General features: G+C 64.5%; 18 protein-coding genes. 6 read left to right on the forward strand and 12 right to left on the reverse strand.

What is annotated here, in order from left to right; translation table 11 throughout:
- Window positions 1–97: 97 nt before the first annotated feature.
- The 5 genes from AB7M33_RS10345 to AB7M33_RS10365 form a co-directional block, all read right to left on the reverse strand.
- A complete protein-coding gene (locus AB7M33_RS10345; protein WP_027592315.1) occupies window positions 98–349 on the reverse strand; it encodes a YfhL family 4Fe-4S dicluster ferredoxin in 252 nt (83 codons plus the stop codon).
- A gap of 108 nt (window positions 350–457) precedes the next feature.
- Window positions 458–937 (reverse strand): pantetheine-phosphate adenylyltransferase, encoded by a 480-nt coding sequence (gene coaD / locus AB7M33_RS10350; RefSeq protein WP_016393341.1) that lies wholly within the window; start codon window positions 935–937, stop codon window positions 458–460.
- A gap of 111 nt (window positions 938–1048) precedes the next feature.
- On the reverse strand, window positions 1049–2647 hold the full coding sequence (locus tag AB7M33_RS10355) for a GMC family oxidoreductase N-terminal domain-containing protein (protein ID WP_454242808.1): 1599 nt from the start codon (window positions 2645–2647) through the stop codon (window positions 1049–1051).
- 20 nt (window positions 2648–2667) lie between these two features.
- A complete protein-coding gene (locus AB7M33_RS10360) occupies window positions 2668–3153 on the reverse strand; it encodes a twin-arginine translocation pathway signal protein (RefSeq protein ID WP_275748126.1) in 486 nt (161 codons plus the stop codon).
- A gap of 10 nt (window positions 3154–3163) precedes the next feature.
- Complete coding sequence (locus AB7M33_RS10365) at window positions 3164–4594, reverse strand: coniferyl aldehyde dehydrogenase (RefSeq protein ID WP_454242809.1); 1431 nt, start codon at window positions 4592–4594, stop codon at window positions 3164–3166.
- Between the two features lie 150 nt (window positions 4595–4744).
- Between AB7M33_RS10365 and AB7M33_RS10370 the strand changes: the two genes are divergently transcribed.
- Together AB7M33_RS10370 and AB7M33_RS10375 are read left to right on the forward strand one after the other, a co-directional pair.
- Window positions 4745–5410, forward strand: coding sequence for a TetR/AcrR family transcriptional regulator (locus tag AB7M33_RS10370; protein ID WP_454242810.1), 666 nt, complete (start codon window positions 4745–4747; stop codon window positions 5408–5410).
- A gap of 35 nt (window positions 5411–5445) precedes the next feature.
- Complete coding sequence (locus tag AB7M33_RS10375; RefSeq protein ID WP_274882701.1) at window positions 5446–6300, forward strand: sulfurtransferase; 855 nt, start codon at window positions 5446–5448, stop codon at window positions 6298–6300.
- Between the two features lie 12 nt (window positions 6301–6312).
- Here AB7M33_RS10375 and AB7M33_RS10380 read toward each other — a convergent pair whose 3' ends face one another.
- From AB7M33_RS10380 to AB7M33_RS10405, 6 genes are all read right to left on the reverse strand, one after another.
- Complete coding sequence (locus tag AB7M33_RS10380) at window positions 6313–7305, reverse strand: hydrolase (protein WP_454242811.1); 993 nt, start codon at window positions 7303–7305, stop codon at window positions 6313–6315.
- A gap of 60 nt (window positions 7306–7365) precedes the next feature.
- Window positions 7366–8727, reverse strand: coding sequence for a M16 family metallopeptidase (locus AB7M33_RS10385; RefSeq protein WP_454242812.1), 1362 nt, complete (start codon window positions 8725–8727; stop codon window positions 7366–7368).
- Complete coding sequence (locus AB7M33_RS10390; RefSeq protein WP_454242813.1) at window positions 8720–10012, reverse strand: M16 family metallopeptidase; 1293 nt, start codon at window positions 10010–10012, stop codon at window positions 8720–8722. The genes AB7M33_RS10385 and AB7M33_RS10390 overlap by 8 nt, the downstream gene beginning before the upstream one ends.
- Window positions 10013–10132: 120 nt before the next feature.
- Window positions 10133–10735: a 16S rRNA (guanine(966)-N(2))-methyltransferase RsmD gene (rsmD, locus tag AB7M33_RS10395; RefSeq protein WP_027592324.1), complete on the reverse strand. Its 603-nt coding sequence runs from the start codon at window positions 10733–10735 to the stop codon at window positions 10133–10135.
- Window positions 10735–12225, reverse strand: coding sequence for a M16 family metallopeptidase (locus tag AB7M33_RS10400; protein ID WP_265969231.1), 1491 nt, complete (start codon window positions 12223–12225; stop codon window positions 10735–10737). The genes rsmD and AB7M33_RS10400 overlap by 1 nt, the downstream gene beginning before the upstream one ends.
- Window positions 12218–13573, reverse strand: coding sequence for a M16 family metallopeptidase (locus AB7M33_RS10405; RefSeq protein ID WP_186683357.1), 1356 nt, complete (start codon window positions 13571–13573; stop codon window positions 12218–12220). The genes AB7M33_RS10400 and AB7M33_RS10405 overlap by 8 nt, the downstream gene beginning before the upstream one ends.
- 522 nt (window positions 13574–14095) lie before the next feature.
- Here AB7M33_RS10405 and ftsY point away from each other — a divergent pair.
- The 4 genes from ftsY (at window position 14096) to rpoH (ending at window position 18046) form a co-directional block, all read left to right on the forward strand.
- A complete protein-coding gene (gene ftsY / locus AB7M33_RS10410; RefSeq protein ID WP_454244213.1) occupies window positions 14096–15391 on the forward strand; it encodes a signal recognition particle-docking protein FtsY in 1296 nt (431 codons plus the stop codon).
- Window positions 15388–16059, forward strand: a complete 672-nt coding sequence (gene ftsE / locus AB7M33_RS10415; RefSeq protein ID WP_027592328.1) for a cell division ATP-binding protein FtsE — start codon at window positions 15388–15390, stop codon at window positions 16057–16059. Before ftsY ends, ftsE begins: the two co-directional genes overlap by 4 nt.
- The gene (ftsX, locus tag AB7M33_RS10420; protein WP_085272240.1) at window positions 16056–17078 is read left to right on the forward strand and encodes a permease-like cell division protein FtsX; all 1023 of its coding nucleotides are present in this window, start codon (window positions 16056–16058) and stop codon (window positions 17076–17078) included. Before ftsE ends, ftsX begins: the two co-directional genes overlap by 4 nt.
- A gap of 113 nt (window positions 17079–17191) precedes the next feature.
- Entirely contained in the window at window positions 17192–18046 is an 855-nt protein-coding gene (rpoH, locus tag AB7M33_RS10425) for an RNA polymerase sigma factor RpoH (protein ID WP_023378197.1), read from the forward strand.
- 171 nt (window positions 18047–18217) lie between these two features.
- Here the strand turns inward: rpoH and mtgA are convergent, their stop codons facing one another.
- Window positions 18218–18928 carry a monofunctional biosynthetic peptidoglycan transglycosylase gene (gene mtgA / locus AB7M33_RS10430; protein WP_027592330.1) on the reverse strand — a complete coding sequence of 237 codons (711 nt, stop codon included), beginning with the start codon at window positions 18926–18928 and terminating at the stop codon, window positions 18218–18220.
- Window positions 18929–18990 lie beyond the last annotated feature (62 nt).

The raw sequence follows: 18990 nt of genomic DNA on the forward strand, positions 1-18990 counted from the left end.
GGTTTTCAGCGTCGCAGCATAAATTGCCGGGGCCGCTTTGCGGCCCTTTCGCGACACAAGGCCGCTCCTACAGAGGGGCGCGTAAGTGCAGGTGGGCTTAGGCCTTGCCCGTAATCAGGCGGTACTTGGCCATCAGCTGCTCTTCGGTCTCTGGGTGCGCTTCATCCAGGGGGATGCAGTCGACCGGGCAGACCTGCTGGCACTGGGGCTCGTCGTAATGACCCACGCACTGGGTGCACAGGTTAGGGTCGATCACGTAGATCTCTTCGCCTTGGGAGATGGCCTCGTTCGGGCACTCGGGTTCGCAGACGTCGCAGTTGATGCAATCGTCGGTGATGATCAGGGACATGGGGACTCCGGCCGGGGCTCTCAGCCCGGGCATGTTCAACGCTGTGGGCACAATTGTGCCGCATTCGCGCCCGCAGTGCACGCGGGCGCGATGATCAGGCGTGCAGGCTTACTTCTTGAACCGTTCGGTCAGCGCCTCAGCCACTATGGGGTGGACGAATTTGCTGATATCACCCCCCAATGCGGCAATTTCCCGGACCAATGTCGAGGAAATGAACGAATAACGCTCCGACGGCGTCAGGAACAGGCTCTCGACATCGGGTGCCAGTTGCCGGTTCATGTTCGCCAGCTGGAACTCGTACTCGAAGTCGGAGACCGCGCGCAGGCCACGCAGGAAGACGTTGGCGCCCTGTTCCTTGGCAAAATGCGCCAACAGGGAAGAGAAGCCGATGACTTCGACATTGGGCAGGTGCTTGGTGACCTCACGGGCCAGCGCAACCCGTTGTTCCAGCGGGAACAGGGGGTTTTTCTTCGGGCTGGCCGCCACTGCGATAATCACGTGGTCGAAGAGCCGCGAGGCGCGCTCGACCAAGTCGCCATGGCCTTTGGTAATGGGGTCGAAAGTACCCGGGTACAACACTCGGTTCATCGCGTCATCCTGGCTGGAGTGCGTTGGGGAGTCGGATGGTAGCGCAGCGATAGCGCCCGGCCAAGTCATGCGGCCGGCTGATGGCACTATAGACAGTGGGTGCATTCGTTGTCATGCGTTGTGTGCCAGGCGGGCGATCAGGGCCTCGGTGAGCTTGGCGCTGATGGCGTACACCGACAATTGCGGGTTGGCGCCGATGCTGGTGGGGAACAGTGAGCCGTCGTGAATCGACAGGTTTTCCAGCTGATGGTGCTGGCCCAGGCTGTTGCACACCGCGTGTCGAGGGTCTTCACCCAGGGCACAGCCGCCCATCACGTGGGCGCTGCCCAGGCGTGTGCGGAACGGCGCCAGTGGCAGGCCGTCGATCATCGCCAGGGCTTCGCCAAGGTTGTTGGTGTAGCGGGCATCACTGTGCACCGGCATCACCTGCTCGGCCCCGGCGGCGAACTGGATCTGCGCCATGCTGCGGTAGGCGCGGCGCAAACCGTCGCGCAGGTAGTCATTGACCGGGTAATCCAGCACGGGCGAGCCATCGCCACGCAGCTCGACCGTGCCACCCTGGCTTTCTGGGTGAAAGCCATCGCGCAGCAACGCCAGCATCACGTGGGTATGCGGCAGCTCGGCCATGCGCTGGGCATTTTCGCTGCCATGTCCGCCCAGCAGGGTGCTGGCCAGGGCCGGGTGTAGCGGGGGCACTTCCAGTTTGTAGCCGACCGGGCCGCCGCTGCCGCCCAGCCATTGGAAGTGATCGCTGTAGATGGACTGCGGGGCACCGTAATAGGGGTCGATGCGCGCCTTGAACCGTGCCGCGCTGAAGTTGACCAGGTGCAGGAAGGTGCGTTTGCCCAGGCGGGCGTGTGGGTCGGGGGCGTTGGAGCGCAGCAGCAGGGCAGGGCTGTTGATACCGCCCCCGGCGAGGATGTAGTGGCGGGCGCGCACGCTGATCTGCCGGCCGGTGGGGTTTATCCCTTGGGCATCCAGGGCTGTGCACTGCAACTGGGTAATGCGCTCGCCGTTGTGCTCGAAGCGCTCGGCACGCGCAAGATAGAGCAGCTCGCCGCCCTGGTCGAGGGTGGCTGGAATAGTCGTCACCAGCATCGATTGCTTGGCGTTGACCGGGCAGCCCATGCCGCAATAGCCAAGGTTCCAGCAACCCCGCACGTTGCGCGGGATTACCGCCCAGCGATAGCCGAGTTGTTCGCAGCCACAGCGCAGGACCTCGTTGTTGGCGTTGGGTGGCAAGGCCCAAGGGCTGATGCCCAACTGCTGTTCGATGCGCTCGAACCAGGGGCCTAGCGCCTCGTTGTCCAAGCCATTGACCTGATGCTCCCGGGCCCAATGGGCCAGGGTCTGTGGCGGCGTGCGAAAGCTCGAGGTCCAATTCACCAGCGTGGTGCCGCCCACGGCGCGGCCCTGCAGAATGGTGATGGCGCCGTCCTTGCTCATGCGGCCGAGGCCTTCCTGGTAGAGGCTGGCGTAGGCCTCGCTCTCCAGCAGGTGGAAGTCGCTGCTGGTCTTCAGGGGGCCTTCCTCGATTAGCAGCACCTTGAACCCCGCGGCGCTGAGCAACTGCGCGCTGGTGGCGCCGCCAGCGCCGCTGCCGATTACGGCGATATCGGCCTGCAGGGCCAGGTCATGCGCCAGGCGCGAGCCGTCGTGGGTGATCCAGCCGCGTTCGAGGCCTTGGCGAAACGGGTCGATTACAGGCATTGGCAAGGCTCTTGTGGTCGTCAGATCTTCGGTGGCCCTGGGTAGCCGCAGGCGGCCCAGGCTTCCGGCCGTTCATACCAGGCCATCTGCAACAATTGCAGCAGCGAGGCGTGGCCCATGCGCAGCAGGTTCAGCGAACTGTCCTGCCAGCGTTGCAGAAACGCGTTGATCTGCTCGCTGCTGGCCTGCTGCCAGGCGCCCCACACGCCAGTCAGCGGGCCACGGGTCAGTGGCAGGCTGAGCACGTCGAACAGTTGCCGGGTGAGCTTGAGCATTTCTGGCGACAGCGCCGACAGTTTGTGATCGAGGCTGTGCAGCACCAGCGCCTCGACGGCCTGGGTGCCGGCCAGTACCACCGGGATCAGCGCGCTCAACAGGGGCAGGTCGTCATCACGCAGCACGTTGTAACCGGGCGCGGCCGACTGTGCTGTGCAGCCGACCAGGCTGGTGGTGGCGAGGAAGGCGCTGGCGCCCAGGCTGAAACGGAGCAAGTCGCGACGCTGCATGGGCTTGGGCTCAGCGAATGAACAGCTTGTAGACCAGGCGCTGCAAGGCCTTGCCATACGGTGGGTAAATAAGACGTGCAGCGTTCAGGCGCTGTTTGGCCAGCACGGCCTTGGCCTTGCTGAAGGTCAGAAAACCCTCGTGGCCGTGGTAGTGGCCCATGCCGGAAGGCCCGATGCCGCCAAAGGGCAGGTCGTCCTGAGCCACATGCAGCAGGGTGTCGTTCAGGCACACGCCGCCGGAGTGGCTGTGACGCAGCACGTGTTCCTGCTCGCTGCGGTCGTAGCCGAAGTAGTAAAGGGCCAGTGGGCGAGGGCGCTGGTTGATGTAGGCCAATGCCTGGTCGAGGCTGTCGTAGGGCACCAGCGGCAGCAGCGGGCCGAAGATTTCGTCCTGCATCACCTGCATCTCGTCGTTCACGTCCAGCAGCAAGTGAGGGGGCAGGCGTCGTCCCTGGCGCGGCTCGCCTGGGTAGAGGTCGAGCACCTGGGCGCCTTGGTCACGGGCGTCGTCCAGCAGGTGCTGCAGGCGCTGCAACTGCCGCGGGTTGATGATGGCGGTGTAGTCGGGGTTGTCGGCGATACGCGGGAACAGGCGGTGGACGGCCGACTGGTAAGCGTCACTGAAGGCCCCTAGCCGCTCGCGCGGTACCAGCACGTAATCGGGGGCCACACAGGTTTGGCCGGCGTTCAGGGTTTTGCCGAAGGCGATGCGCTCGGCCGCGCTGTCCAGGGGCACGCTGGCCGAAACGATGGCCGGGGATTTGCCGCCCAGCTCCAGGGTGACCGGGGTCAGGTTGTGCGCCGCGGCCAGCATCACCTGGCGGCCGACGCTGGTTGCACCAGTGAACAGCAGGTGATCGAACGGCAGGCGGGCAAAGGCCTGGGCAACCTCGACCTCACCCAACACCACGCTGACCAGGTCTTCGGGGAACACGCGCGCCAGCAACTGCTGGAGGGCCAGGGCGCTGGCGGGCGTTGCTTCGCTGAGCTTGAGCATGACCCGGTTGCCTGCGGCCAGGGCACAGGTCAGCGGGCCAATGGCGAGAAACAGCGGGTAGTTCCACGGCACGATGATGCCGACCACGCCCAGCGGTTGATAGCGCACCTGCGCGCTGGCGGGCTGGAAGGCCAGGCCGACGCGGCGCCTGCTGGCGCGCATCCAGCGTCGCAGGTGCTTTTCGGCGTGGCGCAGGCCCTGGACCGAGGGCAGCAATTCAGCCAACAAGGTTTCATCGGCGCTGCGCCCGTCAAAGTCTTGATCGATGGCTTCGATCAGCTGCGTTTGCTCGGCCAGCAGTGCCTCGCGCAGGCTCCTCAGCCATTGCCGGCGCTGGGCTGCCGGGGGTGCGGGGTTACCCGCAAAGGCCAGGCGTTGGGCGGCGAACCTCGCCGTCAGGTCGAGGTCGGAATGCACAGGAGGCACGTCAACGGGCGAGGTCATATCGGCTCGAATCCGGGCAGGAAATCCCTAGAGCCTATACTCTAATCCGAACGATCGTGCGAATTTTTCGTTGGCGTCGAGCGGTGTATTCCACACCGGATACGCCTTAAGATGGCCCTTTGATCAAGGCCCGCAGACTGGGAGCTGAGCATGGCCCCGCGCATGAAGACCCGAGAGCGCATCGTGCAGAACAGCCTAGAGCTGTTCAACCAGCAGGGCGAACGTAGCGTCAGTACCAACCACATTGCCGCGCACATGGAAATTTCGCCCGGCAACCTGTATTACCACTTCCCCAACAAGCAGGCGATCATCGCCCTGTTGTTCAGCCAGTACGAAGAGCTGGTGGACAGCTTTTTGCGCCCGCCTCAAGGGCGTTGCGCCACCGTGGAAGACAAACGTTTCTACCTCAAGGCCCTGCTCGCGGCGATGTGGAGCTACCGCTTCCTGCACCGCGACCTGGAGCACTTGCTGGACAGCGACCCCGAGCTGGCCGCCCGTTACCGGCGGTTTTCCGAGCGCTGCCTGCGTCAGGGCCAAGCGATTTACCGTGGCTTCGTCGACGCCGGGATCCTGGCCATGGCGCCGGCGCAGATCGAGTCGCTGACCATCAACGCCTGGATCGTCCTGACCTCGTGGGTGCGCTTTCTCAGCACCACGCGCGAGCATTCCGCGCACCTGGGTGAAGAAGCCTTCAAGCGGGGCGTCTATCAGGTATTGGTACTGGAGCTCGGCTTTGTCACCGCAGATGCCCGCAGCGCCGTGGACGCGCTGTGCCAGGAATTCCACGTACCCTTCAACCAGGCCTTGGAACTGTAAACCAGGGCCCGAGTGCTATCGATCAGGAGATTGTCATGCCCCTTGCGCAATTGATCACCCCGGAAAAGTTGGCCGAGCGTCTGGGCTCGCCCGATTTGGTGATCCTCGACTGCCGCTTTGCCCTCGAGGATGTGGATTATGGCCAACGCAGCTATGCCGAGGGGCATATTGCCGGGGCCCACTTCGCTGACCTGGAGCGCGACCTCAGCGGCCCGATAAGCAAGGGGCGTACGGGGCGCCACCCGTTGCCCGATGCGGCGCGGCTGGTCGAGCGTCTGCGTGAGTGGGGCGTGGACAATGACAGCGAGGTGGTGCTGTACGACGACGGCCCGGGTGCGTTTGCTGCTCGTGCCTGGTGGTTGCTGGCCTGGTTGGGCAAGCGCAGCGGCGTGTCGATTCTCGATGGCGGGCTCAAGGCATGGCATGCGGCGCACCTGCCACTGAGCCTGGACCCACCGCTCAAGCGCGAAGGGACCTTCAAGGGCGAACCGGACAGCAAGCTGCTGATCGATGCCGCGCACTTGGCCAAACACCTGGGCGATGCCGAGCTGACGCTGATCGACGCCCGCGCGCTGCCGCGCTTCCGGGGTGAAGTCGAGCCGATTGACCCGGTCGCCGGGCACATCCCTGGCGCGCAGTGCGCGGCGTTCACCGACAACCTGGGGGCCGACGGGCGTTTCCTGCCGGCCGAAGCGCTCAAGCAACGGTTCGCAGAAAAACTGGCCGGGCGCTCGCCGGAGCACCTGGTGGCCTACTGCGGGTCGGGCGTGACCGCTTGCCACAACCTGTTTGCCTTGGCACTGGCGGGCTATCCGCTGGGGCGGCTGTATGCGGGGTCGTGGAGCGAATGGATCAACAACCCGGCGCACGGGGTGGCTACCGGGGATTGACCCGGGCCGCCGCTAAGCGCCTTCTACCAGCCACTGCGGAATCCGCCGCTCCAGGTAATACCCCGGGTTGCGCAGGCTGCCATCGACAAAGCCCACATGGCCGCCGCGGTTGTGCAGTTCAAAGTGCGTCTGCGGCGCCAGTTCGTTGGCCAGGGGCAAGCTGTGGCTGGAGACGAACGGGTCGTCGCTGGCGTGGATGATCAGGGTTGGGGTGCGATTCTCACCCAGGAAGAAGCGGCTCGATGAGCGCCGGTAGTAGTCGTGTGCATCGTTGAACCCGTTCAGCGGCGCGGTGACCTTGCCGTCGAAGTCCCAGAAGGTACGCAGGTTGGTCAGCGGCCCAAGCCGTTGCAGCGCCGCCAGCCGCTCATGCTGGCCCTTCTCATGAAAATGCCGCTGCTTCAGTTGCACATAGGCCAGCATCTCGCGCATGAAGTGCGCCTGGTAGACCTTGGAAAAGCCTTGGCCGATGCGGTCGGCACACTGGTCCAGACGAAACGGCACCGACACCGCGACCGCCGCTTCCAGCTGGCTGGCCGGTCCGCTTTCGCCCAGGTACTTGAGCAACACATTGCCACCCAACGAATAACCCACCGCGTAAAGCGGTGCCAATGGGCGCTGGGCGCGCAGGTGGGCGACGATTTCTGCCAGGTCTTCGCTGGCGCCGGAGTGGTAGCTGCGCGGCAGCAGGTTCGGTTCGCCCGAGCAACCGCGCCAGTTCACCGCCACACTGGCCCAGCCGCGGCCCTGCAGGGCTTGCTGCAAGCCTTTGACATAGGGCGAGTGGGAGGAACCGGTGAGGCCATGCAGCACCAGCACCAACGGTGCATCCGGTTGGTGCGGGCCGTGCCAGTCGAGGTCGATGAAATCGCCATCGGCCAGCCACAGCCGCTCGCGGTCGCGTTGCAGTTCGGGCAGCTTGCGCCAGAACGGCCCCCACAGGGTTTGCAGATGGGGGTTGGACAGGCCGACGGCCGGGCGGAACGTGGCAGTGAAACTGGGCATGCTGGGCAACTCGTGATGTGCCTGCCTAGAGTGCCATGAAACGCTGCCGCTGTACCTGCGCTATTGGTCGGAGGCCGGTAGCGGTTGCTGATCGACAACCGGGCCGACACTGACCAGCAGCCTGCGCGTCAGGTCTAACCTGCGTTGCATGACTTCGCGGACCGCCTCCGGGGTCAGCGTGGCCAAGCGCTCGTTATACGTGTTCAGGTGATCGGCAGGTTGGCGTTGCTGGGTGGTTTCGGTCAGCAGCTCAGCCAGGCGCTTGTTCTGCGCAACCGTACGCAACAACTGGCCTGCCAGCTGTTGGCAGGCCAGTTGCAACTCGGCCTCGGTCGGCCCATGCATCACCAAGTCGCGTAGCAAAGCCTCTACCAGGGCTTGCGAGCTTTTCACGTAGGGTGGGGCAATCTCCCACTCGATCGCGAAGAGCCCTCCAACGCGCTTGGGCACCAGCTGGCTGTAGATGTCGTAGGTCAAGCCTTGGTGTTTGCGCAGCGCTTTCATCAAGCGGGAGTCGGACCCCACACTCAGCACCTCGCAGGCCAACTTCAGGGCAAGGTACTCAGGGTCGTTGGCCGGTACGTCGACGGGCAGCGCAAGAAGAACCGCGTTGCCTGCCCCGGCTTGCTCAATGTTGATTGTGGCGCCCGATGTCAGCGGTGCAGCTGGCAGCTCAACCGCAGCCCAGCCTTGGGGCAGTGCCTGGCTGATACGCTGTGCCATGGCCTGCGCCTCGATGCGGGGCAGATCCCCGACCACGACCATTTCCAGGTTGGTGGCGGAGTAGGCGCGTCGGTGAAATGCTCTCAGGTCAGCGGGCGTGACTGTATCGAGCACTTGCGTGGTGCTTTCCTGTGGCTGGCCGTAGGGGTGGCCGCTGAAGAGGTGGCGATAGGCTTCGCTGCGTGCTCTGAGCACTGGTTGCCTGGCGCGGGCAGCGTCATGCAGCACCAGCTGGCGTTTGACCTTCTCCAGGGCTGGGGCGGGAAAGGCCGGTTGTGCGACGAGGCTGGTGAACAGCTCGATGGCAGGGTCAAGCAGTGCCCGGGTACTGACAGTGCGCAGGCTCAGGGTGGCGTGATCGTGGCGTATCTGCTTTTCAACCACCGCACCGAGCCGCTCGATACGCTGCGCATGTTCGGCGGCATTGAAGCGCAGGCTGCCCTCGTCGAGCATGTACAGCGTCAAGGCCGCCAGGCTGGGTGGGTCAACCGAAGCAGTACCGGCGTTAAAGCGCAGCACCACATCGACGATAGGCAAGCCGCGGGCTTCGACGAACGTGACGCCTGTTCCGGCGTCGGTTCTCCAGGTGTGTACCTCGGTGCGGATGGCCTCGCGCTGTTGCAGGTCCAGCCCTTGGGCGGAGAGTAGGCCGCCGTAGATGCCATGTGCCGCCGGAGGGGGCGATATCCTGTCATTCATGGGCGCGCTCCTTGTTATGCATGTAGGTGATCGCTGTGCGAGGCGCTGTCAGGTAGGCGACGGCGGCCTGGTGCACCTGTTCGGCCGTCACGGCTTCGAGGGTGGCTCGTTCATCATCCAGCGCGATGGGGTCCAGCCCGCAGGCCGCCTGCCTGCCGATGGCATGTGCTTGCTCAGCGATGGCGTCCCGGGCAAACAGTTGCCTGGCGAGGAGGCGTGCCTTGGCCCGCTGAAGCGCCTCGATGCTGGGCGGCTGCTGACGAAAGCGTTCGATTTCAGCCAACAGCCTGTCGGCCGCAGCCTCGGGCGTGACGTGCGCGCTACAGAAGGCGTAGAGCGTCAGCAGGCTGTCGCCGCGCCGATACGGCTCGTAAGTTGCCTTCAGGCCTTGCAGCACCTGTTCGTCTATCACCAGCAGGCGGCGGAGGGTGGCGGCGTGGCCTTCGCTGAGGAGATCGGGCAGCAGCCGCAACGCATGGGCTTGCGCGTTGGACGTGGCGGTGCGTTGGCTGGGCAGGTTGAAACTGAGGATCACGCCAGGCCTCAGGCCTTGCAGGTGCACTGTTTGAGCGCGGCGCGTCAGCTCGGCATCCTCGACGGGCGTTTGACGGGGTGGCAGGCGATGGGCGGGGATCACGGCAAAGTGCCGCGCCACCAGTGCCTGCAGTGGCTGCAGCCCGATATCGCCGACGACTGACAAGGTCGCGTTGTTTGGGTGATACCAGGTCTGGTACCAGGTGCGCGCCGCTGCGGGCGTCATGGCGTGGAGATCGGCGGGGTGGCCGATCACCGGCGTTGCGTAGCGGCTGTTGCCGTGGGCTAGCAACTGGTGCTGCTCCATGGCGAGGGCCAAGGGGTTGTTGTCGATATCGACGCGCCGCTCGGCCATGACCACCGCCAGTTCGCGGGCAAAGGGTGCATCGCTGAGCGTGGCAGTGGCCATGGTGTCGGCCATGGCTTCCAGTGCAATCTCCAGCCGGCTGACGGGCAAGGTCAGTGGAAAATATGTGGCGTCTTCTAGCGTGAACGCATTCGGGTCACCGCCGAGGCGGGTCATCAGCGTCGAATATTGCCCGCTGGCCAGCTTGCTGCTGCCCTCGAACAGCAGATGCTCCAGGGCATGGGACAGGCCGCTGTGGCCGTCAGGCTCGTCGATGGAGCCTACGTGGTACCACAGCTGCACGCTGACCAGCGGGGCGCGACGGTCTTCGCGCAGGTAGACGCGCAGGCCATTGGCGAGGGCAAAGGACTGTACCGACGGTGTCGGCTTTGGCGGTTCGGTCATGGTTGAAGTGCTCCAGCAAGAAACGAAGGAGCAGCTTCAGCCAGGGGACCGGTTGCTGTGCGGTAGCTAAATACGCCAACGCTTTACGCGGACAATGTACGCCGGCCTGATGTCAGGTGATCAGCCCCGCTGCCAGAGCGCGTAATGCACCTGACCGGTCTTTTTCTCCCGGTGCAGGCGCCAGTTGCCCGGCAGTTGCAAGGCCGAGGGTGCGGTCTCGCTCTCGGTGTAGATCCACGCCTGTTCCCGCAGCCACTGGTTCTGTTCCAGCAGGTTGCAGGTGTTGGCCAGCAGGTCCTGGTGGAACGGTGGGTCGAGGAACACCACGTCGAACTGCTGCTTGGCCGGGTTCTGCAGGTAGCGCAGCGCGTCGGTTTGCAGAATTTGCCCGCGAGGGCAGCGCAGCAGCTCGAGGTTGTCCTTGAGGTTGCTGATGGCGGCGGGGTTGCTGTCCAGTGCCACGGCGTCTTCGGCACCGCGCGACAAGGCTTCCAGCACCAGCGCGCCGCTGCCGGTGAACGCGTCCAGCACGCGGGCGCCTTCGATGTAGGGCGCGAGCCAGTTGAACACGGTTTCGCGTACGCGATCAGGCGTTGGCCGCAGGCCGTCGCCTTCAGGCACCGCCAGGCGGCGGCTGCGCCACTCGCCGGCGATGATGCGCAGGTGGCCCTGGCCCTTGCTGTGGCCCGGTTGAGGGCGGGCGGGAGGGGTGGATCTTGGCATTAGTGCTCCGGTACGCCGAGCGGTTGCTCGGAAGGCTTGTCAGTGGGGGCTGGCAGCGGTTTTTGCGGCACCTTGGGGCCCGCGGTGACGATCACCAGTTTATCGGCTGACAGGTGTTTGTTCATGGCGGCCTTGACCTGCTCGACGGTGAGCGCCTGGGACTGCTGCATGAAGTCCTCCAGCCAGGTCAGCGGCAGGTTGTAGAAGCCAATGGCCCCCAGTTGGCCAACGATACTGGCGTTGCTGGCATTGGACAGCGGGAAGCTGCCGGCCAGCTCGCGCTTGGCATCGTCCAGCTCTTGCTGGGTCGGGCCGCTCTTGAGGTAATCGGCCAGGATGTCCTGGACCAGCTTGAGGGTGCCTTCGCTGAGTTCGGCGCGGGTTTGCAGGTTGATCATGAACGGGCCACGTACCTGCATCGGGCTGAACACCGAGTAGACGCCGTAAGTGAGCCCGCGTTTTTCACGCACTTCGCTCATCAGGCGGGTGCCGAACGCGCCACCGCCGAGGATCTGGTTGCCCAGCGACAGGGCCGGCCAGTCCGGGTCCTGGCGGTCGATACCCAGCTCGGCCAGCATCAGGTGGGTCTGCTTGGACGGGAAGTCGATGTGGGTCAGGCCCGCCTTGGGGTCGGTCGGTTGGGCCGGTGCAGCCAGCGCCGGGCCTTTCGGCAGGCCGGCGGATACCTGGGCGGCAATGGCTTCGGCTTCGGCGCGGCTGAGGTCGCCGACCAGGGCGATGACCGCGTTGCCGGCCGAGTAAGCCTTGGCGTGGAAGGCGCGCAGCTGTGCCAGGGTGATGCCGTTGATGCTCTCGGCGCTGCCGTCGCTCGGGTGGGCGTACGGGTGGTCGCCGTACAGCTTGCCGAACAGGGCCTTGCCCGCGAGCTTGCCGGGGTTCTGCTTGTCGTATTCGAAGCCGGCCAGCATCTGGTTCTTGATGCGCTTGAGGGCGTCCTCGGGGAAGGTCGGCTTGCCTGCCACTTCAGCGAACAGCTTGAGCGCCGGTTCGCGCTTGTCCTTGGTGCTCAGGCTGCGCAGCGATGCCACGGCCATGTCGCGGTACGAGCCGTTGCCGAAGTCTGCGCCCAGGCCCTCGAAGCCTTCGGCAATAGCGGTCACGTCCTTGCCGGCCACGCCCTCGTTGAGCATGGCGTTGGTCAAGGCGGCCAGGCCTGGCGTGCCGCCGTCCTGGCTGCTACCGGCGGCGAAGGTGACGCGCAGGTCGAACATCGGCAGTTCGCGGGCTTCGACGAACAGTACTCGGGCGCCTTCGGCGGTGTTCCAGTGCTGGATGTTCAGCTGACGTCGGCTGGGGGCCTTGCCGTCCAGCTCGGCCAGCGACTGGAGGGTATTGGCTGGGCGGGCCGCGGTGCTGTCAGCCTTGGCCGCGTTGTCGGCCAGGGCCGGGGCCGTCAATACCGCCGCCAGCGCCAGGGCGCGGATGCCCGTGGCCAGCAGGGTGTGGCGTGGTGCGCTGCGATCACTCATGAGCGGACTCCTCGGGCAATACATGGGCAACGCTCAGGCGTTCGCGGGTGAAATAGGTGCGCGCAGCGTTCTGGATGTCTTGCGGGGTCACGCGCTTGAGCTCGTCCAGCTCGCTGTCGATCAGCTTCCAGGACAGGCCCACGGTCTCCAGCTGGCCGATGGTGGTGGCCTGGCTGCTGATGGAGTCGCGGTCGTAGACCAGGCCGGCGATCACCTGGGCGCGCACGCGTTCGAGTTCTTCGGCGCTGGGTGGGGTGGTCTTGAGTTCTTCCAGCAACTGCCAGATGCCCTTTTCCACGTCTTCCATGGTTTTTTGCTTTTGCACGTTCGGCGTGGCCGAGATCAGGAACAGGCTGTCGCCACGGGTGAAGGCGTTGTAGCTGGACGACGCACCGGCCACCAGTTCCTGGCCGCGCTCCAGGCGGGCTGGCATCCGTGCGCTGTAGCCGCCATCGAGCAGGGCCGAGATCAGGCGCAGGGCATGCACCGTGCGCGGGTCCTTGGCGGTCGGCAGGCCAGGTACGTTGAAGCCGTAGATCAGGCTCGGCAACTGGGTGCGCACGTGCAAGGTCAACTGGCGTTGGCCGGGCTCGGCCAGCTCAAGCGGCAGCTTGGCGGGCGGCACCGCACGCTTGGGAATGCCGGCGAAGTACTTTTGCGCCAGGCCCTTGACCTCATCGACGGTGACATCGCCGACCACCACCAGGGTGGCATTGTTGGGCGCATACCAGGATTCGTACCAATGGCGCAGCTCTTCGACCTTCATGCGGTCGAGGTCGGCCATCCAGCCAATGGTCGGGGTGTGATAGCCACTGGCCGGGTAGGCCATCGCGCGGAACAGCTCGAACGCCTTGGCATTGGGCTGATCGTCGGTGCGCAGGCGGCGCTCCTCTTTGATCACTTCTATTTCGCGGCTGAACTCGTCGGCGGGCAGGCGCAGGCTGGCCAGGCGATCGGCCTCCAGCTCAAGGGCCACCGGCAGGCGGTCGCGGGCCAGCACCTGGTAATAGGCCGTGTAGTCGTCGCTGGTGAAGGCGTTCTCTTCCGCACCCAGGTCGCGCAGGATGCGCGAGGCCTCGCCGGGGCCGACTTTGGCGCTACCCTTGAACATCATGTGTTCAAGGGCGTGGGACAGGCCGGTCTGGCCCGGGGTCTCGTAGCTGGAGCCCACCTTGTACCAGATCTGCGAGACCACCACCGGCGCGCGGTGGTCTTCGCGCACGACCACCTTGAGGCCGTTGTCGAGGATGAATTCGTGGGTCGGTTGCACATCGGCGGCGAAGGCCGCGAGCGGCAGGCAGAGCGTGCCGAGCAACAGGCCAGCGGCGCGGCGGGCTAGAGCATTCATACGGTGTTTAACCTGTTCGGCGGCCCGCAGGGTTTAGCGTCGGCGGGCCAGGAGGTGCTAGGATACTGATCCGGTTGCCTGGCGACCATGCCTGTCGCCGTTCTGGCCCACAGGACACTAAGACAAAACGTTGCGCATGAACCAGCCGGCTTCAAGATAGTCTGTTCTGCGTATAGAGAATTCCCGATGCGTCATTGCTGGCGCATCGCTACCCTGAGATAGCCGTCCTCCATGTTTGGTTCCAACGACGACAAAAAAGCGCCGGCCGAGTCTGGCGAAAAGAAAGGCCTGTTCAGCTGGTTTCGCAAGAAGCCGCAGCAACCTGTCGCCGAACAGCCGCAAACGCCCGAGCCACAGGCTGAAGAGCCGGTAGCAGCGCAGCCTGCCGTCGAGCAGCCTGCTGTGGCGCCGGCCGAGCCGGTGGCCGCACAAGCCCCTGTTGCGCCCGAGCCGCCTCAACCAGTGCCGGCCCCGGCTGACCCTGAGCCTTCTCAGCCTGCCCAGCCCCCTGTGGCGGCGAGCATGCCCGCGAACGCGCAAGCCAGCGCGCCGCAGGTCGAACCCCAAGCGCCGGTGGTAACCGCCCCCGAAGCCCCGGTAATTCGTGCCGTCGAGCCGCCTGTCAGCAATCTGGTATTGCCAGTTGCCGAAGAGCCTGTGGCCCTGGTGCCGGACCTTGAGCCCACGGCCCCGCCTGCAATTCCTGAGCGACCAGCGGTCGAGGCCGCCGCGCCGGTGGCAGCCGCACCCCAGCCAGCGCCGGTGGTTGCCGAGCCCGCCCCGGTCGTGGCGCCTGCTCCAGCTCCAGCTCCAGCTGCAGAAGCTCCAGCCCCGACCCCGGTCGAACCCGAGCCCGTTGCCGCGCCGGTCGCCACTGAACAGTCCAAACCCGGCTTCTTCGCCCGCCTCAAGCAGGGCCTGTCCAAGACCAGCGCCAGTATCGGCGAAGGCATGGCCAGCCTGTTCCTGGGCAAAAAAGTCATCGATGACGACCTGCTCGACGAGATCGAGACCCGCCTGCTGACCGCCGACGTTGGCGTGGAAGCGACTTCGGCCATCGTCCAGAACCTGACCCAGAAGGTCGCCCGCAAGCAGTTGGCCGATGCCGATGCGCTGTACAAGTCGCTGCAGGAAGAACTGGCCGCGCTGCTGCGCCCGGTCGAGCAGCCGTTGAAGATCCAGGCGCAAAACAAGCCCTACGTGATCCTGGTGGTCGGCGTGAACGGCGCCGGCAAGACCACTACCATTGGCAAGCTGGCCAAGAAGCTGCAGCTGGAAGGCAAGAAGGTCATGCTGGCTGCGGGCGACACCTTCCGCGCCGCGGCGGTCGAGCAGTTGCAGGTTTGGGGTGAGCGTAACCAGATCCCGGTAATCGCCCAGCACACCGGTGCCGACTCGGCCTCGGTGATCTTCGACGCCGTGCAGGCCGCCAAGGCCCGTGGCGTCGACGTGCTGATCGCTGATACCGCCGGCCGTCTGCACACCAAAGACAACCTGATGGAAGAGCTGAAGAAGGTGCGCCGAGTGATCGGCAAGCTCGACGCCGAGGCGCCGCACGAGGTGCTGCTGGTGCTCGACGCCGGCACCGGCCAAAACGCCATCAGCCAGGCCAAGTACTTCAACCAGAGCGTCGAGCTGACCGGCCTGGCCCTGACCAAGCTGGACGGCACCGCCAAAGGCGGCGTTATCTTCGCCCTGGCCAAGCAGTTCAGCATTCCGATCCGTTTCATCGGTGTGGGTGAAGGTATCGACGACCTGCGCACCTTCGAAGCCGAGCCGTTCGTCAAAGCGCTGTTCGCCGAGCGAGAGCATCCATGATCCGATTCGAACAGGTTGCCAAGCGCTATCCCAATGGCCATGTAGGCTTGCATGAGCTGAGTTTCCGGGCGCGCCGGGGCGAATTCCTGTTCGTCACCGGGCACTCGGGTGCCGGTAAGAGCACCTTGCTGCGCCTGCTGCTGGCCATGGAGCGCCCGACCAGCGGCAAGCTGCTGCTGGCAGGGCAGGACCTGGGCCAGATCAGCAATGCGCAGATCCCGTTCCTGCGCCGGCAGATCGGTGTGGTGTTCCAGAACCACCAGTTGCTGTTCGACCGCACGGTGTTCAACAACATCGCCTTACCGCTGCAGATCCTCGGCCTGTCCAAGGCCGAGATCACCAAACGCGTCGACTCGGCCTTGGAGCGTGTCTCGCTGGCCGACAAAGGCGAACTGTTCCCGGCCGATTTGTCCACGGGGCAGCAACAACGGGTCGGTATCGCACGTGCCATCGTCCATCAGCCGGCCCTGTTGCTGGCCGACGAACCCACCGGCAACCTTGACCCGCGCCTGGCCGCAGAGATCATGGGCGTGTTCGAAGACATCAACCGCCTGGGCACCACGGTATTGATCGCCAGCCATGACCTGGCACTGATCGCGCGCATGCGGCATCGCATGCTGACCCTGCAGCGCGGCCGTCTGATCGGCGATGGGGAGGCCGGGCAATGAGCACTACACGTACGCCGAAGGTTTCCGAACGGGTTGCGCCGAAACCCGCCGACCCGCAACCGGCGAAGAAAAAGCGCGACGACGATGACGGCCCAGATTTCCGCACACTGCTGCACGCCTGGCTGGAAAGCCATCGCGCGAGCATGGCCGACAGCTTGCGTCGCCTCGGCAAGCAGCCGATCGGCAGCTTCTTCACCTGCCTGGTAATGGCAGTGGCGTTGAGCATGCCCATGGGCCTGTCGTTGCTGCTGAAGAACGTCGAAAAGCTCGGCGGCTCCTGGCAGCGCGCCGCGCAGATTTCGCTGTACCTCAAGCTCGACGCTGGCAGCAAGGAAGGTGAAGCGCTGCGCGATGAGATCAAGCACATGCCTGGGGTGGCCGACGCGCTGTATGTCAGCCGCGATCAAGCGCTGGAAGAGTTCCAGCAGCAGTCCGGCCTGGGTGAGGCGTTGCGCGAGCTCCCCGAGAACCCGCTGCCTGGCGTGGTGGTGGTGACCCCGACCGAGGTCGACAAGCCAGCACTTGAAGCCTTGCGTCAGCGGCTGTCGGAGCTGCCAAAGGTCGAAGTGGCACAGCTGGACCTGGTCTGGGTCGAGCGCCTGGCGGCAATCCTGAAGCTGGGCGATCGCTTTGTCTTCGGCCTGGCTGTCATGCTGATTTCTGCGCTGCTGTTAGTAATCGGTAACACAATTCGTCTACATATTGAAAACCGCCGTACCGAGATCGAAGTGATCAAGCTGGTCGGTGGCACCGATAGCTATGTACGCCGGCCGTTCCTGTACATGGGCGCCTTGTATGGCCTGGGCGCGGGGCTGTTGGCCTGGGGCATCCTGGCATTCGGCCTGAACTGGCTGAACCAGGCGGTCGTCGGGCTCTCCGGGCTGTATGGCAGTGACTTCGCCCTGGGTGGGGTGCCGGCGTCCGATGGTCTGTCGCTCTTGATCGGAGCAGTACTGTTGGGGTATATCGGTGCATGGATCGCGGTCGCTCGCCATTTGAACGAGCTGGCGCCACGATAGTTTTTCCCGTGCCAGCATTGACTTTATTACCGTTTTGGGAACTTGTTTACCGGTTTCCGGTCAATGTTGGCAGTGCCCACAAGGCGCGAGTCTAGTAAGTCGGAGGTTCTTGAATGACCACATCGTTGCAACCTGCCTATGCCCTGGTGCCCGGTGCAAACCTGGAAGCCTATGTGCACACGGTCAACAGCATCCCGCTGCTGACGGTCGAGCAGGAGCGTGATCTGGCCGAGCGTCTCTATTACGAGCAGGATCTCGAGGCCGCTCGGCAAATGGTGATGGCCCACCTGCGTTTCGTCGTACATATCGCCCGTAGCTATGCAGGCTACGGCCTGGCTCAGGCTGACCTGATCCAGGAAGGCAACGTCGGCCTGATGAAGGCCGTCAAACGCTTCAACCCAGAGATGGGCGTGCGCCTGGTGTCCTTTGCCGTGCACTGGATCAAGGCCGAAATCCACGAATTCATCCTGCGCAACTGGCGCATCGTCAAGGTGGCGACCACCAAGGCCCAGCGCAAACTGTTCTTCAATCTGCGCAGCCAGAAGAAGCGTCTGGCCTGGCTGAACAACGATGAAGTTCATCGTGTGGCAGAGAGCCTGGGCGTCGAACCGCGTGAAGTGCGCGAGATGGAAAGCCGCCTGAGTGGTCAGGACATGGCCTTTGACCCAGCGGCGGAAGCCGATGATGACAGCGCGTTCCAGTCGCCTGCGCATTACCTGGAAGACCACCGCTACGACCCGGCCGTACAGCTTGAGGATGCCGACTGGAGCGACAACTCCACCAGCAACCTGCATGAGGCACTGCAAGGCCTGGACGAGCGCAGCCGTGACATTCTCTACCAACGCTGGTTGGCGGAAGAGAAGGCGACGTTGCATGAGTTGGCGGACAAGTACAGCGTGTCGGCTGAGCGTATTCGTCAGCTGGAAAAGAATGCGATGAACAAGGTCAAGGCGTTGATCACGGTGTGATTCACGCTTGGCTGTATCAAAAAGCCGCTGGCCTGAAGAGGGTTGGCGGCTTTTTTGTTTGTGTTGGCTTTACGGGCCCTTTCGCAGCACAAGGCTGCTCCTACAGGTATAGCGCCGGACCTGTAGGCGCAGCCTTGTGCTGCGAAAGGGCCCGTAAAGCCCGTCGATGATTCAAAGCCTGCGCGAAGCATCCAGCTGCATCAGGTAGCTAGGCCCACCCAACTGGCTCATCTGCCGCCGAATCCACCCGGCCCGACTGGCCACATAGGCGCTGGGCCGGCTGGCGCTCCACTTGATCGGGCTGGGCAATACCGCAGCCAGTTGCGCGGCCTGTTGCCGATTGAGCCGGCTGGCGTCGACCCCGAAGTGGTAGCGCGCCGCCGCCTGGGCGCCAAACACGCCATTGCCCCATTCAGCGCTGTTCAGGTAGACCTCGAGGATGCGCTCCTTCGACCAGAACAGCTCGATCAGCGCCGTGAACCAGGCTTCCAGGCCCTTGCGGAACCAACTGCGGCCCGACCACAGGAACAGGTTCTTGGCCACCTGCTGGGTCAGCGTGCTGGCCCCGCGAATGTTGCCGCCGCGTTCGTTGTAGGCCAGCGCTGCCTGAATGGCCGGGATGTCAAAACCCCAATGGGTGGCGAACTTCTGGTCTTCACCGGCAATGACCGCGACCTTGAGCTCATCGGAGATGTTCTCCCACGGTTCCCAGTCGCGCTGCAGGTCAATGGGCTCGCCATTCAGCCAGGACTCGACCTTGCGCTCGGCCATCAACGCCGTGCCGGGGGGCGGCACCCAGCGAAACACCAGCACCAATACGATACTGCCGGCAGCGAACCAGAGCAGGGCGCGAGTGAGGCGGCGGATAAGGGATGGCAGCATGTCGATGGCTTGGCCGGGCGGGTGGAACGGGCCATTATACAGACCCGATACAAGGAGTCGTC

It is taken from the genome of Pseudomonas sp. Y3 TE3536 (genome assembly GCF_053629175.1).

Excerpts from the sequence above, each read along its gene's own strand:
- AB7M33_RS10345 (WP_027592315.1), bottom strand. The coding sequence starts at position 349 with ATGTCCCTGATCATCACCGACGATTGCATCAACTGCGACGTCTGCGAA.
- coaD (WP_016393341.1), bottom strand. The coding sequence starts at position 937 with ATGAACCGAGTGTTGTACCCGGGTACTTTCGACCCCATTACCAAAGGC.
- AB7M33_RS10355 (WP_454242808.1), bottom strand. The coding sequence starts at position 2,647 with ATGCCTGTAATCGACCCGTTTCGCCAAGGCCTCGAACGCGGCTGGATC.
- AB7M33_RS10360 (WP_275748126.1), bottom strand. The coding sequence starts at position 3,153 with ATGCAGCGTCGCGACTTGCTCCGTTTCAGCCTGGGCGCCAGCGCCTTC.
- AB7M33_RS10365 (WP_454242809.1), bottom strand. The coding sequence starts at position 4,594 with ATGACCTCGCCCGTTGACGTGCCTCCTGTGCATTCCGACCTCGACCTG.
- AB7M33_RS10370 (WP_454242810.1), top strand. The coding sequence starts at position 4,745 with ATGGCCCCGCGCATGAAGACCCGAGAGCGCATCGTGCAGAACAGCCTA.
- AB7M33_RS10375 (WP_274882701.1), top strand. The coding sequence starts at position 5,446 with ATGCCCCTTGCGCAATTGATCACCCCGGAAAAGTTGGCCGAGCGTCTG.
- AB7M33_RS10380 (WP_454242811.1), bottom strand. The coding sequence starts at position 7,305 with ATGCCCAGTTTCACTGCCACGTTCCGCCCGGCCGTCGGCCTGTCCAAC.
- AB7M33_RS10385 (WP_454242812.1), bottom strand. The coding sequence starts at position 8,727 with ATGAATGACAGGATATCGCCCCCTCCGGCGGCACATGGCATCTACGGC.
- AB7M33_RS10390 (WP_454242813.1), bottom strand. The coding sequence starts at position 10,012 with ATGACCGAACCGCCAAAGCCGACACCGTCGGTACAGTCCTTTGCCCTC.
- rsmD (WP_027592324.1), bottom strand. The coding sequence starts at position 10,735 with ATGCCAAGATCCACCCCTCCCGCCCGCCCTCAACCGGGCCACAGCAAG.
- AB7M33_RS10400 (WP_265969231.1), bottom strand. The coding sequence starts at position 12,225 with ATGAGTGATCGCAGCGCACCACGCCACACCCTGCTGGCCACGGGCATC.
- AB7M33_RS10405 (WP_186683357.1), bottom strand. The coding sequence starts at position 13,573 with ATGAATGCTCTAGCCCGCCGCGCCGCTGGCCTGTTGCTCGGCACGCTC.
- ftsY (WP_454244213.1), top strand. The coding sequence starts at position 14,096 with ATGCCCGCGAACGCGCAAGCCAGCGCGCCGCAGGTCGAACCCCAAGCG.
- ftsE (WP_027592328.1), top strand. The coding sequence starts at position 15,388 with ATGATCCGATTCGAACAGGTTGCCAAGCGCTATCCCAATGGCCATGTA.
- ftsX (WP_085272240.1), top strand. The coding sequence starts at position 16,056 with ATGAGCACTACACGTACGCCGAAGGTTTCCGAACGGGTTGCGCCGAAA.
- rpoH (WP_023378197.1), top strand. The coding sequence starts at position 17,192 with ATGACCACATCGTTGCAACCTGCCTATGCCCTGGTGCCCGGTGCAAAC.
- mtgA (WP_027592330.1), bottom strand. The coding sequence starts at position 18,928 with ATGCTGCCATCCCTTATCCGCCGCCTCACTCGCGCCCTGCTCTGGTTC.